This window comes from Mesoterricola sediminis, from assembly GCF_030295425.1.
GTDB classification, from domain to species: domain Bacteria; phylum Acidobacteriota; class Holophagae; order Holophagales; family Holophagaceae; genus Mesoterricola; species Mesoterricola sediminis.
Map to the genome: position 1 here is coordinate 650290 of NZ_AP027081.1, position 16815 is coordinate 667104.

General features: G+C 71.5%; 15 protein-coding genes. 8 read left to right on the top strand and 7 right to left on the bottom strand.

Going from position 1 to position 16815, the window contains the following annotated elements; all coding sequences use genetic code 11:
* Position 1: 1 nt before the first annotated feature.
* Positions 2 to 1123 (bottom strand): hypothetical protein, encoded by a 1122-nt coding sequence (locus R2J75_RS02855; protein ID WP_243332045.1) that lies wholly within the window; start codon positions 1121 to 1123, stop codon positions 2 to 4.
* Between the two features lie 18 nt (positions 1124 to 1141).
* The gene (locus R2J75_RS02860; protein ID WP_243332047.1) at positions 1142 to 1534 is read right to left on the bottom strand and encodes a hypothetical protein; all 393 of its coding nucleotides are present in this window, start codon (positions 1532 to 1534) and stop codon (positions 1142 to 1144) included.
* A gap of 81 nt (positions 1535 to 1615) precedes the next feature.
* Here R2J75_RS02860 and meaB point away from each other — a divergent pair, with 81 nt between their 5' ends.
* Both meaB and R2J75_RS02870 read left to right on the top strand, forming a co-directional pair.
* Complete coding sequence (meaB, locus tag R2J75_RS02865) at positions 1616 to 2551, top strand: methylmalonyl Co-A mutase-associated GTPase MeaB (protein WP_243332049.1); 936 nt, start codon at positions 1616 to 1618, stop codon at positions 2549 to 2551.
* A gap of 30 nt (positions 2552 to 2581) precedes the next feature.
* On the top strand, positions 2582 to 3745 hold the full coding sequence (locus R2J75_RS02870; RefSeq protein ID WP_243332060.1) for a response regulator: 1164 nt from the start codon (positions 2582 to 2584) through the stop codon (positions 3743 to 3745).
* Here R2J75_RS02870 and R2J75_RS02875 read toward each other — a convergent pair.
* Positions 3742 to 4638 (bottom strand): DMT family transporter, encoded by an 897-nt coding sequence (locus tag R2J75_RS02875; RefSeq protein WP_243332062.1) that lies wholly within the window; start codon positions 4636 to 4638, stop codon positions 3742 to 3744. The genes R2J75_RS02870 and R2J75_RS02875 overlap by 4 nt on opposite strands.
* A 133-nt stretch (positions 4639 to 4771) precedes the next feature.
* Here R2J75_RS02875 and R2J75_RS02880 point away from each other — a divergent pair, with 133 nt between their 5' ends.
* Complete coding sequence (locus R2J75_RS02880; protein WP_243332064.1) at positions 4772 to 6088, top strand: cytochrome ubiquinol oxidase subunit I; 1317 nt, start codon at positions 4772 to 4774, stop codon at positions 6086 to 6088.
* Between the two features lie 3 nt (positions 6089 to 6091).
* A complete protein-coding gene (cydB, locus tag R2J75_RS02885) occupies positions 6092 to 7135 on the top strand; it encodes a cytochrome d ubiquinol oxidase subunit II (protein WP_243332065.1) in 1044 nt (347 codons plus the stop codon).
* Between the two features lie 6 nt (positions 7136 to 7141).
* On the opposite strand, the gene R2J75_RS02890 is transcribed toward cydB, so the two are convergent.
* On the bottom strand, positions 7142 to 8323 hold the full coding sequence (locus R2J75_RS02890; RefSeq protein ID WP_316411037.1) for a winged helix-turn-helix domain-containing protein: 1182 nt from the start codon (positions 8321 to 8323) through the stop codon (positions 7142 to 7144).
* Positions 8324 to 8369: 46 nt separating this feature from the next.
* Here R2J75_RS02890 and rsmI point away from each other — a divergent pair, with 46 nt between their 5' ends.
* From rsmI to R2J75_RS02910, 4 genes are all read left to right on the top strand, one after another.
* On the top strand, positions 8370 to 9224 hold the full coding sequence (gene rsmI, locus R2J75_RS02895) for a 16S rRNA (cytidine(1402)-2'-O)-methyltransferase (protein ID WP_279341700.1): 855 nt from the start codon (positions 8370 to 8372) through the stop codon (positions 9222 to 9224).
* A gap of 223 nt (positions 9225 to 9447) precedes the next feature.
* A complete protein-coding gene (locus R2J75_RS02900) occupies positions 9448 to 10710 on the top strand; it encodes an OprO/OprP family phosphate-selective porin (RefSeq protein WP_243332068.1) in 1263 nt (420 codons plus the stop codon).
* 212 nt (positions 10711 to 10922) lie between these two features.
* On the top strand, positions 10923 to 11780 hold the full coding sequence (locus R2J75_RS02905) for an AraC family transcriptional regulator (RefSeq protein WP_243332069.1): 858 nt from the start codon (positions 10923 to 10925) through the stop codon (positions 11778 to 11780).
* Positions 11780 to 12877: an NAD(P)/FAD-dependent oxidoreductase gene (locus R2J75_RS02910; protein WP_243332072.1), complete on the top strand. Its 1098-nt coding sequence runs from the start codon at positions 11780 to 11782 to the stop codon at positions 12875 to 12877. Before R2J75_RS02905 ends, R2J75_RS02910 begins: the two co-directional genes overlap by 1 nt.
* A 16-nt stretch (positions 12878 to 12893) precedes the next feature.
* Here the strand turns inward: R2J75_RS02910 and R2J75_RS02915 are convergent, their stop codons facing one another.
* Genes R2J75_RS02915 through R2J75_RS02925 form a run of 3 tightly spaced genes read right to left on the bottom strand, consistent with a single transcriptional unit; the run spans position 12894 to position 16739 of the window.
* Entirely contained in the window at positions 12894 to 14474 is a 1581-nt protein-coding gene (locus R2J75_RS02915; RefSeq protein WP_316411038.1) for an amidase, read from the bottom strand.
* Positions 14471 to 15613 (bottom strand): PilZ domain-containing protein, encoded by a 1143-nt coding sequence (locus R2J75_RS02920; RefSeq protein WP_243332075.1) that lies wholly within the window; start codon positions 15611 to 15613, stop codon positions 14471 to 14473. Before R2J75_RS02920 ends, R2J75_RS02915 begins: the two co-directional genes overlap by 4 nt.
* Positions 15614 to 15620: 7 nt before the next feature.
* A complete protein-coding gene (locus tag R2J75_RS02925) occupies positions 15621 to 16739 on the bottom strand; it encodes a PilZ domain-containing protein (protein ID WP_243332077.1) in 1119 nt (372 codons plus the stop codon).
* Positions 16740 to 16815: the final 76 nt, after the last annotated feature.

Consider the following 16815-nt stretch of genomic DNA (forward strand, 5'->3'; position numbering starts at 1 on the left):
ATCACTTGCTGGTGAGGGTCACGCTGCGGAGGTTGAAGCCCACCTTCTGGAGGTCCAGCACCTTGCCGGCCAGGTTGACCAGGAGGAGGGTCTCCAGCTCGTCGCCGCCCTTCTTGGTGGAACCGACGGGGGGGATGGAGGCGACGGGCCGGGCATTGGGCAGCCAGGACATGCCCAGGTCGAACTTCAGGACGCCGACGGGGAAGCCCATCTGGCCGGCCAAGCGGTCAATGCGGCCCTGGTTGTTGTAGGAGAGCGTCAGGGAGGCGGGGCCTTCCATGCCGCGGCTCTGGTTCTCCAGGGTGACGCTGGTGGGACGGCCGCCGGAGTAGTGGAAGGTCATCCGGGTGCGGATGCCCTGGGCCTCGTTATGGAAGTTCATCTTCTGGGGCAGCTTCGTGGCCTTGTCGAAGACCACCTCGAGGCGGCCGCGCTTCCAGAACCCGAGGCTCTCCGCCATGCTCTGCTCGCGCTTCTTGGCGTCGTAGGCGCCGGTGGGGGCGTTGAACACCAGGGTCTGGCCGCCGGAGGCGTCCTCGCGGCCCAGGGTGGCCTTGAACATGGTGCCCTTGGTGTAGACGGCCTTGATGTCGTTCACGCACTCGGTGAACCAGGTGCGGAAGTACTGGGGCGGCCGGGTGGGGGGGAGGTCGATCTTGGTGGTGTAGGCGTTGAGCTCCTTGCTGTACAGGAAGCCCTTGTTGCCGGTCCGGGTGTAGAGGAGGGTGCCGAAATCGCCCTTGAACTCCGTGCGGAAGTCCGCGTTGGCGAAGTAGGTGCCCTTGAGGTGCGCGTTGATGGTGCCGCCCTGGGTGAAGTTGCCCTTCAAGGCCCCCTGGCCGGCCTGCTCCACCTTGGCGTTGGCCGCGGCGGCGGTGAACTGGATGGAGAGGTTGCCCTCGAGCTCCACGGCGGGGATCTTCTCGTACGCCTCGCCGAACCAGGCGGCGTTCACGGCGTCCAGCACCTGGTCCAGGCTCTGGCGGGCGAAGGTGGCCTCCATGCTTTCCTTGGCCTGGGCTTTTTCCGCGCTCTTGGCCTTGGGGGTGGCCTTGGTCTGGGCCTGGACGGCGGGTCCGGCCAGCAACAGGGCGGCCATCAGGACGGGAATGCGCATCGTCATGAATGTCTCCAGCAAGGGCTATCGCCCAAATTGATGATTCTTCTGGGCCTGAAGTTCCCGGCGCTGGCGACCGAAGCAGGCGGCGCACAGGGCGGCGGCCGGATCGGGGGGCACGAAGGAGACATACTCCTGCGTGCCGCAGGCCGAGCAGGTGATCTGGGTGAGGATCTGGGCGTCCGACCTCCGGGGGGGCTTCCGGGGGGGATTGGCCTTCCGGTGGCAGGCGGGGCAGTTGAAGAACTTCTCCTCCGGGGCCAGCCGGAAGGGCTTGCCGCAGGTGGCGCAGATCTTTTCACGGGTCGCGACGGCGGGAGCGGCCGAGCGCTTCTGCACCTTCACGGAGCCGGGGGCCCCCTGTTCCGCCGGGGCGGGTTCGGGGCTGGCGGGGACGTCGGGGGGGCGTGGGGTCATCTTGGGCTCTGAAAGGTCAATCGAACTTCGAAGATCATAGCATCCCCCCCCTGGGACCCGGCGGATGGCATCCTGGATGACATGGAACATGCGCACCCCCTCCTGGAACCCCTGCTGGCGGGCCAGACCCGGGCACTCGCCCGGGCGATCTCCTGGATGGAAAACGGGCACCCGGACGCTCGGCACCTCATGGCCCAGGTCTGGCCCCACCTGGGGCGGGCCCGGGTCCTGGGCCTGACCGGGGCGCCGGGCAGCGGCAAGTCCACCTTGACCGACCAGCTGGCCCGGACCCTGCGGGCCGAGGGCCGGAAGGTGGGGATCCTGGCCGTGGACCCCACCTCCCCCTTCAGCGGCGGGGCCATCCTGGGCGACCGCATCCGCATGGGCCGCATCGCGGCCGATCCCGGGATCTTCATCCGCTCCATGGCCACCCGGGGAGCCCTCGGCGGCCTCGCCCGGGCCACCCAGGACGCCATCGACCTCCTGGACGCGGCGGGCTTCGACGACGTGCTGGTGGAGACGGTGGGCGTGGGCCAGGACGAGGTGGATGTGGTGAGCTGCGTCCACACCTGCTGCGTGGTGCTGGTGCCGGGCATGGGGGACGAGATCCAGGCCATCAAGGCCGGCATCATGGAGGTGGCCGACCTCTTCGTGGTGAACAAGGCCGACCGGGACGGGGCGGACAAGGTGGAGCAGGAGATCGAGGCCATGAAGGCCCTGGGCTCCTCCAAGGCCTGGGACCCGCCCGCGCTGAGGACCGTCGCCGCCCAGGGCGAGGGGGTGCGGGAACTGCTGGCCAAGGTCCGGGAGCACCAGGACTGGCTCACCGCCCACGGCGGCCTCCAGGCCAAGGCGCGGGAGCGGGCCCGGCTGCGCTTCGGCAGCCTCCTGGCGGAGGAGGCCGCCCGCCGCGCCCGCGCCAGGGCGGGGGAGGACCGGGTCCGGGACCTGGTGGACGCCATCGCCGCCCAGCGCATGGACCCCTACGCCGCCGTCGAGGCCGTACTTGGATATTGAATAATTCGAACGCTTGCGCATACTCAGCGCATGCCGTCCGACTTCTTCCAGCTCGACGACGCCGCGACCATCCGGATGGTCTTCCAGCGCCTCTGCCGCGCGGGCGGGGAAATTTCCATGCGGGTGGAAGGCCGGGAGTGGTCCTTCCCGATCTTCGAGGAGGTGGAGGGCCGCATCGTCGTGGGCATCACCTCCCAGGAGCGGACCCGCTGGAACATGCGGGTGGGCGACCACTACCGCATGACGGTCTTCGACCGGGGGCGGAAGTTCCAGGGCACGGTCGAGATCGCGGACTTCGGCGTCCAGGACGGTTCCGAATGCGCCTTCATCGAGCAGCCCCGCGTCCTCAAGGGCCGCGACTACCGGGGCGTCGCCGACTTCGTGCCCGAGAAGCTGTTCAAGGCCGTCTTCACGAGCCCCAGCATGGACTTCTGCGACGCCCGGATCCGGGCCATGGGCGGCGAGGGCGTCCAGCTGCCCCTCTACGGCACCGGCGCGGTGAAGGAGGGCCAGCTCAAGCCGGACACCCCCACCACCCTGGAGCTGTCCCTGGACCTGGAGGCCAAGTTCGTGCTGGCCGCGATGTGCGACTCCATGGAGGAGGGCGTCGCCTGCCTCCGCTTCCGGGAGAAGCCCGACGCGCAGGTGCTGCGCGACTACCGCCTCTGGCTGAACGAGGCGATGATCGCCCAGGACCGCAAGGACCGGGAGCTGTTCCAGAGCCGGGGCATCCGGGCGGACCGCTCCGCCGGCGGCGTGAAGCGCTCGGCGCCCACCCTCCAGGTGCTGGTGGAGAAGGATCCCCTCGTCCTCGTGGTCGGGGAGCCCCCCTTCTCCCAGCGCCTGGGCGAGGCCCTGGGCCGCAAGTACGGCGTGGCGGGGCTGGACTACGCCCGGGGCGAGTTCAAGGGGCTCCTGGGTCCCCTGGGCGTGGAGGGCGCCGCCTGGGGCCGGGTGCGCCTCGTGATCGTCCACCAGCGGCTGCGGGCCATGAGCGGCATGGAGCTGGCCTCCAGGCTCCTCAAGGACGGCCCCCTCCCGGTGCCCCTCCTCGTGGCCGGCACCGAGGAGGACGCGCCCCTGAAGCGCGCCCGCGCCCAGGCCATGGGGGCCGCCGACTTCGTCGTCGTGGACCCCTTCCGGATCCTCTCCGTCCTCCAGAGCGTGGACCAGGCCTACCGGCAGTCCTCCTAGACCCAGAACAGGGCGGCGGCCCCCGCGAGGGAGACCACGGTGCCCGCCCAGGCGCGGGGCGAGACCCGCTCGCGGAAGACGAAGACCGACAGGGGCAGGAGGATCACCGGCGACAGGGACATGAGGGTGGCCGCCACGCCCATGGAGGCGTGGGTGATGGCGTAGAGGGAGAGGACCACGCCGATGAAGGGGCCCGTGACCGCGCCCACGAAGATGAGCACGGAGGCGCGGACGTCCCGCAGGCGCCGGGCCTGGTCCAGGAACTGGCCGCGGACGAGGAACCACAGGCTGATGGCGGCGGTGCCGGCCACCACGCGGACCAGGTTCGCGGAGAGGGAGGGGAGGCCGCCCCGCATGCCGTACTCGGAGAGGATCAAGCCCACGGACTGGCCCAGGGCGCCGCCGATGCCCAGGAGGACGCCCAGGCTCCGGGCCCCGCCGTGGGTCCCGGTGGCGCCGTCCGACCCCTCCGCCACCACCCAGGCGATGCCCCCGAGGGTGGCGGCGATGGCGGCCAGTTTCAGCGGGGAGAGGGTCTGGCCCAGGAAGGCCCAGGCGAGGAGGGCGCTGAAGACGGGGGAGAGGGTCATGAGCAGCATGGCCACCCGAGCCCCCAGGAGGAGGAAGGCCTCGAAGAGCAGGGCGTCCCCCAGGGCGAAGCCGATGAGGCCTGAGACGCCCAGGGCGGCGAGCCGGGCGCCGCCCGCGTGGAAGGGGAAGGGCGTGCCGTACAGGAGCTGGTGCACCACGAGGAGCATGGCCAGGGCCATGAAGAGGCGGGAGGCGTTCACCGCCGGCGATCCAACGCGCCGCCCGGCCAGGGTGAAGCATACGGAATTGATGGACCAGCAAACGGCCGTCAACAGGGCTGCCAATTCTCCGGCGTAGGGCATCCGGGCTCCAGAAAGGGCGCTCGGGCGCCCACATCATCTTACGAGGTTTCAGGCGGGCGGGGAAACCCACGGGTTCCAATGTTTACTGCGACAGTCTACAATAGGGTTTCATACCGGTTCCGGAGTCTTTCCCATGGATGGTCTACTTTTCTGGCATCGCCTGCAGTTCGGCTTCACCGCGACCTTCCATTACCTGTTCCCGCAGCTGACGATGGGACTGGCCCTGGTGATCGTGCTGCTAAAGGGGCTGGCCCTCTGGAAGCAGGAGCCGCGGTTCCATACGGCCGCGCGCTTCTGGATCCGCATCTTCGGGCTCACCTTCGCGGTGGGTGTGGTGACGGGCATCCCCCTGGAATTCCAGTTCGGCACCAACTGGGCCCGCTTCTCCCGGGACGCCGGCGGCGTCGTGGGCCAGACCCTGGCCATGGAGGGCATGTTCGCCTTCTTCCTGGAGAGCACCTTCCTGGGCCTGCTGGTCTTCGGGGAGCGGAAGCTGGGCGAGCGCATGCATGCCCTGGCGGCCGTGGCCCTCTTCCTGGGGAGCTGGCTCTCGGGCTACTTCATCGTGGCCACCAACGCCTTCATGCAGCACCCGGTGGGCTACCAGGCGGTGGGCGGCGCCCTGCAGCTGTCCAGCTTCGCGGCCTTCGTCTTCAACCCGTGGGCCCTCGTGCAGTACGCCCACACCATGACGGGGGCGGTCGTGACGGGCGCCTTCGTGGTGGCGGCGGTGGGGGCCTTCTGGACCCTCCAGGGCCTCCATCCCGGGCAGGCCCGCCTGAACCTGCGCCTCGGCGTGGCCCTGGGCCTGGTGGCGAGCCTCGCGGCGGCCTTCCCCACCGGTGACCAGCAGGGCAAGCTCGTGGCCCGTCACCAGCCCGTGGCCCTGGCGGCCATGGAGGGGCGGTGGCACAGCGGCCCCTACGCCGAAGTGAACCTCATCGGCCAGCCCGATGTGCGGAACCAGCGCCTGGAGAACCCCGTGCCTCTGCCGGGCATCCTGAGCTTCATCGCCTACGGCTCCTTCTCCAGCGACGTGCGGGGCCTGGACGCCTTCCCCCCGGACCAGTGGCCCACCAACATCGAGCTGCTCTACTACGGCTTCCACATCATGGTGGGGCTGGGCACCCTCTTCATCGCCCTGATGGGCCTCTCGGCCCTCCTGCTCTGGCGGGGGATCCTGGACCATGCGCGGCCCGTCCTCTGGTGCCTGATGCTGGCCTTCCCCTTCCCCTTCATCGCCAACAGCGCGGGGTGGATGGTGGCGGAGCTGGGCCGCCAGCCCTGGCTCGTCTTCGGGCTCCTGCGCACCGCGGACGGCACCTCCCACCTGGTCCACCCGGGCCAGACGATCTTCACGGCCCTGGGCTTCGCCGGACTCTACCTCGTCCTGGGCCTCCTCTACCTCTTCCTGGTGAGCCGGGAAGTGGCGCACGGACCCAAGGAGTAGGTCATGGAGATGTTCTGGTTCTGGTCCGTGGCGGTGGTGATGGCCCTCTACGCCATCCTGGACGGCTTCGACTTCGGCGCGGGGATCCTGCACCTCTTCGTGGCGCGCACGGACGCCGAGCGCCGGCAGGTGCTCGCGGCCATCGGGCCCTGGTGGGACGGCAACGAGGTGTGGCTCCTGGCCGGCGGGGGCGTGCTCTTCCTCGCCTTCCCCAAGGTGCTCGCGGCCTCCTTCTCCGGGTTCTACCTGGCCATGTTCCTCGTGATCTGGTGCCTCCTCCTGCGGGGCATCTCCATCGAGTTCCGCTCCCACCTGGGCGACGGCCTCTGGCGCGCATTCTGGGACGGGGTCTTCGCCCTGGCCAGCGCCTTCATGCCGGTGCTCCTGGGCGCGGCCCTGGGCAACGTGGTCCGGGGCGTGCCGCTGGACGGCTCCGGCTTCTTCAATATCCCCCTCTTCACCCACTGGGACGTGCAGAATCCCGTGGGCATCCTGGACTGGTACACCGTGCTGATGGGCCTCTTCGTGCTGGCGGCCCTGGCCTGCCACGGGGCCCTGTACCTGGCCTGGAAGACCGACGGCCCCGTCCGGCACCGCAGCCGCACCGCGGCGCTGCGCCTCTGGACGGCCGTGGTGGGCCTGGCCCTGGCCGCCACCATCGCCACCGCCCGGGTCAACCCGGACCTCTACGCGCGCCTGCCCCACGCCCCCCTGGCCTGGGTGGGCCTCGCCCTCTACGTGGGCGGCCTGGGCGTGGCCCTCGCCGGCCTCCGCCTGGAGCGGGACCTCCTGGCCTTCGCCGGTTCCAGCGCCTTCATCCTCGGCATCCTCGTCGCCACCGCCGCCTGCGTCTGGCCGGTGATGCTCCGCTCCACCCTCGACCCCCGCTTCAGCCTGGACGCCCTGAACGCCAGCGCCGGCCCCTACGCCCTCCGGGCCGGGATGCGCTGGTGGATCGTGGCCTTCGTCCTGGCCCTGGGCTACTTCGCCTTCCTCGGCCGCGTCCACCGCGGCAAGGTCCAGGCGGGGGACTACGGGCACGAGTAGGGGGGCTCAGCCCCGGGGCAGCTCCACCCGGGCGGCGCCGATGCGGGCCGCGAGGTCCTCGGCGGCCCGTTCCAGGCGCTGGAGCCGGGCCTTGCCAGGCCGGATTCCCGGCTCCCACCAGAGCCCCTGGACCTCCAGGACGCCGCGGTCCCGCTGGAACTTGGGATCCAGGCGCCCCACCAGGCGCTCCCCCTCCAGGATGGGGAGCACGTAGTAGCCGTACTGGCGCTTGGCCTGGGGCACGAAGGCCTCGAAGCGGTAGTCGAACCCGAAGAGGCGCAGGGCCCGCGCCCGGTCGCGCAGGATGGGATCGAAGGGGCAGAGGAGCACCATCCGGTCCCCGGGCTCGCCGGCCTCCCGCAGCCGGGCCTCCCAGTCCGGGACGGCGACGGCGGGGCGGGGGGGCTCGCCCTGGATCTCCACCGGCACGGCCCGCCCCGTGCGGACGGCCCGGGCGCACCAGGCCTCGGCCTCGGCGGGCGCCACGGCCTCCCAGAAGGCGGCGAGCTCCCGGGGGGTGGCCGCGCCCAGGCGGTCCAGGGCGGAGGCGCAGGCCCAGTCCAGGTGGGCGGCGCGGGAGGGGACGGGGAGACCGTGGTGGGCCGGCAGCACCCGCTCGGCCAGGTCGTACACCTTGTGGAAGTTCACCCGCCGCGCCACGGCCAGCTCCCCGGTGTGCCAGAGGAACTCCAGCGCGGCCTTGGCCGGCTTCCAGCCCCACCAGGCGCTGCCGCCCACGGCCTTCGGGTGCTCGAAATCCGCGCTCATGAGGGGCCCCTCCTCGCGGATGCGCGCCCGGACGGCCTTGAGGAGGGTCTCCACCTGTTCGCCCACCCGTTCCCGCCACCAGGCGCTGGCCAGGAGGTGCTGGCGCCGCAGGGGGAACCGGCGCTTCCACTGGGGGTAGAAGGCGAGGGGAATGGCGGAGGCGTCGTGGGTCCAGTGCTCGAAGAGGCGCCGCTCGCCCTCCAGGAGGGCATCGAAGTCCGGGCGGCGGTAGCCGGGGAGGCGGCTGCCCAGGGTCAGGTGGTGGGCGCGCTCCACGATGTTGATGGAGTCCATCTGCACGAAGCCCAGGCGATCCACGGCCTCCGCGGCGTCCCGGGGGGGCGCGCCCAGGAGGGCCTGGCCGGCGAGCAGGAGGCGGCGGGCCTGGGAGGGGGTCATGGCCTGGGGCGGAGGGGGCATGGGCGGATCCAGGGGGAAGTCTGCCAGAATACCCCCGGAGGCGCTCTTGGCCGGACATCTCATCCTCGTGCCCACCCCCCTGGGGAACCTGGGGGACCTCACGGAACGCGCCCGGGAGGCCCTGGCGGAGGCCGACCTGGTCGCCTGCGAGGACACCCGCCGCACCGGGGGGCTCCTGGCCCACCTGGGGCTCGAGAAGCCCCTGGCCCGCTTCGACGACCACGCCTCCCTGGATCACCGGGAGCGGGTGGCGCGGGCCCTGGCCGCGGGCCAGCGGGTGGCCTACTGCTCGGACGCGGGCATGCCGGGGGTGAACGATCCGGGCTTCGAGGTCGCCCGCCTCGCCCGGGACCTGGGGGCCCAGGTCACCGTGCTGCCGGGGCCTTCGGCGGTCACCCTCGCCGTGGTGGCCTCCGGGCTGCCCAGCCACGCCTTCAGCTTCTGGGGCTACCTGCCCTCCCGGGGCGAGCCCCGGCGGGCCGCCCTCCGGAAGCTGGCCGCCCGGGAGGAGACCGTCGTCGTCTTCGAGACGCCCCACCGCATCCACGAGACCCTGGCCGAGCTGGAGGAGGTGGCCCCCGAGCGGGAACTGGCCCTGGGCCGGGAGCTGACCAAGCTCCACGAGACCTGGTACCGGGGCACCGCAGCCCAGGTGCGGACCGCCCTGGGGACCGAGGGCCGCGGCGAGATGGTCCTGGTCCTGGCCGGGGCCGACGCCAAGCGCACCCTCGGGGAGGAGGCGCCGGAGGCGGAGCCCGCCGAAGGCCTGCCGGATTGGGCCCTCCGCTACCTGGACGCCGCCCGGGAGGGGGGCATGACCCTGCGGGAGGCCGTGAAGCCCCTGGCCCGGCACCTGGGTCTGCCCGCCAGCGACGTGTACCGCCTGGCGGTGGATCGGTAGGTGGTCGCCTACCGACCCGTCGGTTGGCGGTAAAGAAACTGTGAAATTAAGCCGAAGGGTGAAAATCGGACCTGGAAGTGTGTTTCCATGGGGGCATGCGATCTGCAGTCCCAAGGAGGTCCTGCCGGATGGAGGGCAGCCCCCTGGATCGGTGGTCAGGCCACCTTTCCATCAGACCGTTCCAAGGATCTTTTTCCCAACCCACCTTCTCAGGAGCCAACCCATGAGAATCAACCGCTTCGCCGTCATGGCCGCCCTCGTCGCGGCCGGTTTCGCCCAGGCCCAGGATCTCAAGGTCAACGCGCTGACCGAGTTCTGGTACACCCAGATGCTGAACACCAACCTGCGCTGGGATTCCGCCGCCAAGCCCGGCGGGGCCTCCTCCTACTACGAGGGCCTCTCCTCCGGCCGTTTTTCCGAGAACTCCTTCCACGTCAAGCGCGTGGAGATCTCCGGCAGCTGGAAGGTGAGCGACGAGTGGGCCGCGAACTTCATGTTCGATCCCAACCTGCCCACCAACACGGTCACCAACAACATCCTGCAGGACCTCGCCATCACCTGGACCCCCGCCGCCGTGAAGGGCCTCACCGTGAAGGCCGGCCAGTTCAAGATGCCGACCGTCTACGAGTCCACCCTGGTGGCCTCCCGCGAGATCCTCTTCTTCGACCGCGCCCAGCTGGCCCGCCAGTTCGGTGAGCGCCGCGACCGCGGCGTGTGGTTCGCCTACAGCTACGGCGATCCCAAGGGCTTCAAGGGCACGTTCAACGTCGCCGTCTCCAACGGCTCCTCCGACGACGGCTCCTCGGGCAAGCAGTCCGTGGACGCCAACGCCCAGAAGGACTACACCTTCCGCTACGATGCGTCCTACGGCGCCAACCACAAGTTCGGCGTCTACCACCGCGTCGGCGAGACCAACATGAAGACCGCGGGCGCCGTGACCCTGCCCGCCGCCTGGAGCGCCGCCGGCGTCACCAACCAGGCCGTGCTGGACAACCGCGACAAGACCACCCTGACGGGCGCCTTCTACGCCTTCGACAACGCCAAGTGGCACTTCGAGGCCGAGGGCGCGACGGGCATCCTGGGCCGCCGCTACCCCAGCCTCTTCACCACCGCCGCCACCCCCCTGCGCGAGCACCTGGACCAGACCTTCCTCGGCTACCAGGTGACCGGCGTCTACAAGATGGGCGCCCACCAGTTCCTCGCGCGCTACGACTTCATGAACTACAACTCCGGCGACGACTGGTACACCACCTACAACCCCTACAAGATGGCCAACGCCACCACCGGCCTGGGCTACGATCTGACCCCCAAGTACACGGAGGTCACCGCCGGGTACAACTACCTGTTCAATCCCAGCAAGGCCACCTACGGCAAGATCAAGGTGAACTACATCTGGCGCAGCAAGAACTTCCTGCTGCCCCGCACGGGCCAGACCGGTGAGCAGGGCGGCGACAGCCTCGTCGTCTCCTTCATGATCGCCTACTAGTTCATTCTTGCCTAACCCGGGACCGCCCCCCACAGGGGACGGTCCCAGCTTTTTTTGACAGGAAAAAAAAAGGTTGTGTGGTTGTCAAAAAACTTTGGGGTATTCTCTGGTAAGTCCGGCATTCCTCCATTCCCATCCAGGTGTCTCTTCAGGTGCCCAGGAATTCCTGACGCACCGGCATCCCAACCCGTCATCTGTTGAAGAACATGCCCATGACCGGCCCTGACACCAAGAACGTCCAAACCTACACCAGCGGCCCGCTGAAGCTTGTGATCCTCAAGCGGGATCCGATCCCGGCCAAGGCCATGCCCTCCAACGAGTCGTGGACGCTGGTCCTGCCCACCAGCCCCATCCGGGTGTGCACGGGCGAGGACCAGGAGGAGGGGGTCATCCCCCGCGGCAGCCTCGCGCTGCTGATGCCCGGGTTCGGCCACACCTTCAAGCGCCACCATCCCGAGACGCCCTTCGGGTTCACGGCGCTGCAGATGGACGGGCCCTTCCCCGAACCCCTCGTCTCCATCCTCCAGCACCCGCCCCGCAAGTGGCAGGAGCAGAGCTTCGCGGTTCTGCGCAGCCAGAGCCTGAAGCAGCTCTTCGGCATCTTCACCCAGGAGATCGCCAATCCCGAGGGCCTCCAGCTCATGACCCGGGAGCTCTTCCTGATCCTCCTCGGCGCCGAGCTGAACCGCCTCTGCGAGAAGGAGGACCGCGCCCGGTTCCCCTACCGCCTCAGCCGCTCCACCCTCCAGCTCGTCCTCGACCACATGGAGGCCCACCTGGGCGCCCCCAACAGCGTGCCTGAGATGGCGAAGCTGGCGCGCTGCACGCCGGACCATTTCATCCGCCTCTTCCGGGAAGCCACCAGCACCACGCCCCACCAGTACCTGATCGAGCGCCGCCTCCAGCGGGCCGTGCAGATGCTGAGCGACGGCGAGCGCCCCCTGGACGTGGCCGAGAGCCTGGGCTTCTACGACGCCTCGGCGTTCACCCGCGCCTTCAAGCGCCGGTTCGGGGTGCCCCCGAGCAAGTACGCCCAGGAAGCCTACGACCGGCAGTTCAAGAAGAACTGATGGAACGGGTCCAGACCGCCGTCCTCGGCGCCGGCGTGGTGGGCCTCGCCCTGGCCCGGCGCCTGGCGTCGGAGGGGCGCGAGGTGGTGATCCTCGAAGCCGCGGACCGCATCGGGACCGGGGCCAGCTCGCGCAACAGCGAGGTCATCCATGCCGGCGTCTACTACGCCCCGGGCTCCCTCAAGGCCCGGCTCTGCGCGCCCGGCCGGCAGGCCTTGTACGCGTACTGCGCCGCCCGCGGGATCGCCCACCGGCGCTGCGGCAAGCTCATCGTGGCCGGCCCCGGCCAGGAGGCGGCCCTCCGCGCCCTCCGCGCCCGGGGGGAGGCCAACGGGGCGGGCGACCTCCAGGAAATGGACGGCGCCGGGGCCCGGGCGCTGGAGCCCGAGGTCCGGTGCGCGGCGGCCCTCCTTTCGCCCGAGACGGGCATCGTGGATTCCCACGGCCTCATGAGGGCCCTCCTGGCGGACGCGGAGGCCGAGGGCGCCGTCCTCGTCCTGCGGAGCCCCGTGCTGGGCGGCGCGGCCGCCCCCGGGGGCGTGATGCTGCGGGTGGGCGGCGAGGCCCCTCTGGAGCTTCTGGCGGAGCGGGTCTACAACTGCGCGGGCCTGGGCGCCCACGCCCTGGCCGGCCGCATCGACGGGCTGCGCCGGGAAGCCCTGCCGCCCTTCCACCGGGCCAAGGGCAGCTACTTCGCCCTCGCGGCCCCAGCCCCCTTCTCCCGGCTGGTCTACCCCGTGCCGGAGGCCGCGGGCCTGGGCGTGCACCTCACCCTGGATCTGGCCGGCCAGGCCCGCTTCGGCCCCGACGTGGAGTGGGTGGAGGCGGAGGACTACGCCGTGGACCCCCGCCGGGCCGAGGCCTTCTACGGCGCCATCCGCGCCTACTGGCCCGGCCTGCCCGACGGGGCCCTCCAGCCCGCCTACGCCGGCATCCGCGCCAAGCTGCAGGGCCCCGGCGAGCCCGCGCGGGACTGGCTCGCCCAGGGCCCCGGGGAGCACGGCGTGCCGGGCCTGGTGAACCTCCTGGGCATCGAATCCCCGGGCCTCACCGCCTGCCTCGCCCTGGCGGACCACGTGGCGGGGCTTCCGGTCTGAGCTTCCCGGCCGGGCCTCAGGCGCGGAGCGTCGGCGGGAGCGTGGGCCTACGCCGCGCCCGGGTGGCCTGCTCGAAGGCATAGCCCAGCTTCAGGAGGACCCCCTCGCTCCAGGCCCGGCCGAAGAAGCTGAGGCCCACGGGGAGGCCCGCGGCCAGGCCCGCGGGAACGGTGAGGTGCGGGTATCCGGCGACGGCGGCGGGGGTGTAGCAGCCCATGCCCGCGCTGTCGCCGTTCACGAGGTCGATGGTCCAGGCGGGGGTGCCGGAGGGGGCGATGAGGGCGTCCAGGCGGTGCTGGTCCATCAGGGCGTCGATGCCCCGGCGCGAGAGGGTCCGGCAGGTCTCCAGGGCCTTGAGGTAGGCCGGATCGTGCAGGCCGCCCTTGGCCTGGGCCTGGAGCAGGAGCTCCTGGCCGAACCAGGGCATCTCCCGGTCCCGGTGCGTCTCGTTGAAGGCGATGAGGGTCTCCATGTCCCGCACCGTGTGCCGGGGGCAGCGCGCGCCCAGGTACGCGGCGAGGTCCGCCTTGAACTCGGTGAGCAGGACCTCCAGCTCCGCCTTCTCGTAGTCGGCGGTGGGCAGGTCGAGGGGGTCCACGAGGACGGCGCCCCGGTCCGCCAGGGCCTTCAGGGCCGCGTCCACCGCCGGGCGCATGGCCCGGGTCTCGGGGAAGAAGTTCCTGACCACGCCCAGGCGCGCGCCGCGGAGGCCGTCGGCGTCCAGGAAGGCCGTGTAGTCGGGATGGGCCTTGGCGCCGGCCGTGGCCGGGTCGCGGGGATCGGGGCCCGCCAGGGCCGAGAGGAGGAGGGCCGCGTCCCGCACGCTGCGGGCCATGGGGCCCGCCGTGTCCTGGGTGTGGGAGAGGGGGATGATGCCGGCGCGGCTCACGAGGCCCACGGTGGGCTTCAGGCCGACCAGGCCACAGATGCTGGCGGGGCTGATGATGCTCCCGTCGGTCTCGGTGCCCACCGCGGCCGCGCACAGGCCCGCCGCCGTCGCGGCGCCGGAGCCGGAGCTGGATCCCGAGCAGTTGCGGTCCAGGGCGTAGGGGTTGCGGGTGAGGCCGCCGCGCCCGCTCCAGCCGCTCACGGAGTGGGTGGAGCGCAGGTTGGCCCATTCGCTGAGGTTCGTCTTGCCGAGGATCACGGCCCCCGCCTCGCGGAGGCGGGAGACGAGGTGGGCGTCCCGGGCCGGGGGCGGCGCGTCCACCAGGGCCAGGGAGCCGGCGGTGGTCAGCATGCGGTCGGCGGTGTCGATGTTCTCCTTGAGGAGCACCGGGATGCCGTGGAGGGGGCCGCGGGGGCCCCGGGCCTTGCGCTCGCGGTCCAGGCTCCGGGCGAGCTCGAGCGCGTCGGGATTGACCTCCACGACGGCGTGGAGCTGGCGGTCCACGGTGCGGATGCGGGCCAGGTAGTGGCGGGTGACGGCCTCCGACGTCCAGCGTCCCGAGGCCATGCCCCGGGCCAGGTCGTCCAGGCCCGCGTCCTCGAGGCGGGGGCCCGCGGCCGGCGCGGGGCGGCGCGTCCCGGCCGCCGTGGCCGCGGCGGCGCCGGCGGCGAGGGCGAGGAAGGTCCTGCGGGCGAGGAGGGTGGTCATGGGGCCTCCGGATCCTGCCAGTGACGGCGGATCAGCCCCGTCACGAGCCGGCGGAAGAAGAGGGGGTGCTGGCCGGCGCGGTCCGTCGTGAGGGCCGCGCGGATTTCCTGGGCGAACAGGTTGACGGTGCCGCGCTGGCCGCCGGCGGCGAGGACGACGATGGGGCAGCGGGGGGGGCACTTCTCCAGGAGGGAGCGGAGGCGGTGGCAGCCCTCCACGCTGCCCTCGCAGGGCACCACCAGGAGGCGGGGCGGCGCCTGGTCCAGGGCCTCGCGGAGGGGCACCAGCACCGGCGGCACGACCCGCACGGTCTGGGCGCCCTCCAGGGCCTGCTGGATCTCGGCGATCACGTCCGGTTCGCCGCCCAGGACGAGGAGCCCCTGGGGCGCGGGGCGGGGGGCGGCGGCCTTCACGGCCTGGGCCCGCAGGGCCGCGCGGTTGTCCCAGCGGCGGAGGGCCTCCGTGAACCGGGGCTGGAGCCAGGAGGCCAGCGCCTGGCCGTCGATGGGGTCCAGGTCCAGGAAGGCCAGGCCGAGGCTCTGGCCGCTGGCGTGGATCACCTGGACGTTGGTTTCCAGGTCGGGTCCCCGTTCGAGGCTGAACTGGGCCGAGACCCGCCGGCCCGGGACGAAATTCCGGCCGGGCAGGGGGTCCGTGCAGAAGACCGCCATGCCCGTGGTGCTGAGGTTCTCCACGTTGAACCGGGCGAAGACCATGCCGCCCTCCCCGTCGTCGGACCCCAGGGTGCCCTGGCAGCGCCCCACGTAGTCGACCCGGTAGGCCTTGCGCTGCTCCATGCGCCGGAGCACCTGCGGCAGGGCGAGGCGGAGGTGCTTGCCGCCCTCCTCCTGCACGTACTCCAGGATCCGGGTGGGGCCGCCGTAGTGGGTGAGGCCCCAGGGGAAGCGGAGCTGCAGGTCCTTGCGGTCCAGGGTGTGGGCGGCCACGCTGCGGCTCATGGTGGCCCGCACGAGGATGGCGCCTTTGTCGATGGCCACGAAGCGCGAGGCGAAGGTGAGGTAGGGGGTGGCCAGCAGCAGCGTCTGGCGCCGGTCGCAGAGCTCGGCCAGGGCCTCGTCCCGGGCCGGGCCCGCGAGGTCGGGGAAGGCGGAGGGGAGGTTCCAGGCGCTCAGGTCCACGGCCGGCTCACGGTTCGGCGGGGGCCATGGGGCTGTCGCCCCCGTGGGTGTGGCGGCGGATGATGCCCTGGGCCAGGCGCTGGAGGAAGAGGCCCCGGGCCGGGTTCCAGACCATGGCGCTGGAGGCCTTGAGTTCACCCGACAGCTCGAAGAGGGAGGCGCCGTCCACCTGGGTGGCCAGCAGCAGGACGGGGGCCTTGGCCTGGGCCAGCTCCACCAGGGTCCGCAGGCGCTTCCGCTCGTCCAGGCCGGTGCTGGCCACGTGGAAGATCACGAGCGGGGGCGCCCCGGCCAGGGCGTCCTTGAGGGGCTGGAGGGAGGCGGGGATGTGCGCAAGGGGGCGGACGGGCGTCAGGAAGCCCGCGAGGTCGGTTTCCAGGGCGGCGTCCCCGCCCACCAGCAGGATGCCCGTCTGCTCCTGGCCCTTGGGCGCGGCGGTCCGGGCCTGGATGTCCAGGCGCTGGGACAGGCGCTCCCGTTCCTCCTCCCGCCGCAGGAAGACCCAGCGGGTGAGGGGCTGTTCCACGGCCGGTGGAAGGGCCGGCCGGAAGGCCACCCCCAGGGTGCGGGCCTGGGCGTGGCGGACCTCGGCGCGGGTCTCGATCTGGATGTCCGGGGCGAGGGGGATGGACAGGAGGAGGGGCGTGCCCGGGCCCATGGCCTGGGGGTCCACGTCCCGCTGGGCGTGGAGGCGGGCGCCCGTCGTGCTGATGTCCACGAGGGACCCCTGCAGCAGGTCCCCCTTGAGGGTCCCGTAGGTGACGGTGACCCGGCCCACCCGCTCGACCCGGTACCCGGAGCGCTGGTCGTTCTCCTGGAGGGCCTTGGGCAGCGTTAGCCTGACTGTTCGTTTGCCTTCCAGGATTCCGAGCCCCTTCATCTCCACCCTGGCCTCGAAGAAGCCGAGCCCGTCCGGGAAGCGCAGCCTCAGCTCGGGGGTCCGGAGGCCGAACATGGCGTCCTCCCGCGCCATGGTGGCGTGGACGTGCAGTTCCCCCTCGTGGATGCCCACGAAGCTGGACTCGAACCGCAGGTAGGGCGTCGCCAGGATGAGGAGCTCCCGCCGCGCGCAGGCCTGGCGCAGGACTTCCCTGACGTCGTCGGGCTTGGTGATGGTCTCGGGCAAGGGTGCTCCGCTGGGCTGGGCGGGTGAGGTATCCGTCGGACAGTCTAAGCGTTGTCTTGAGTTTAAGCGACCCCGC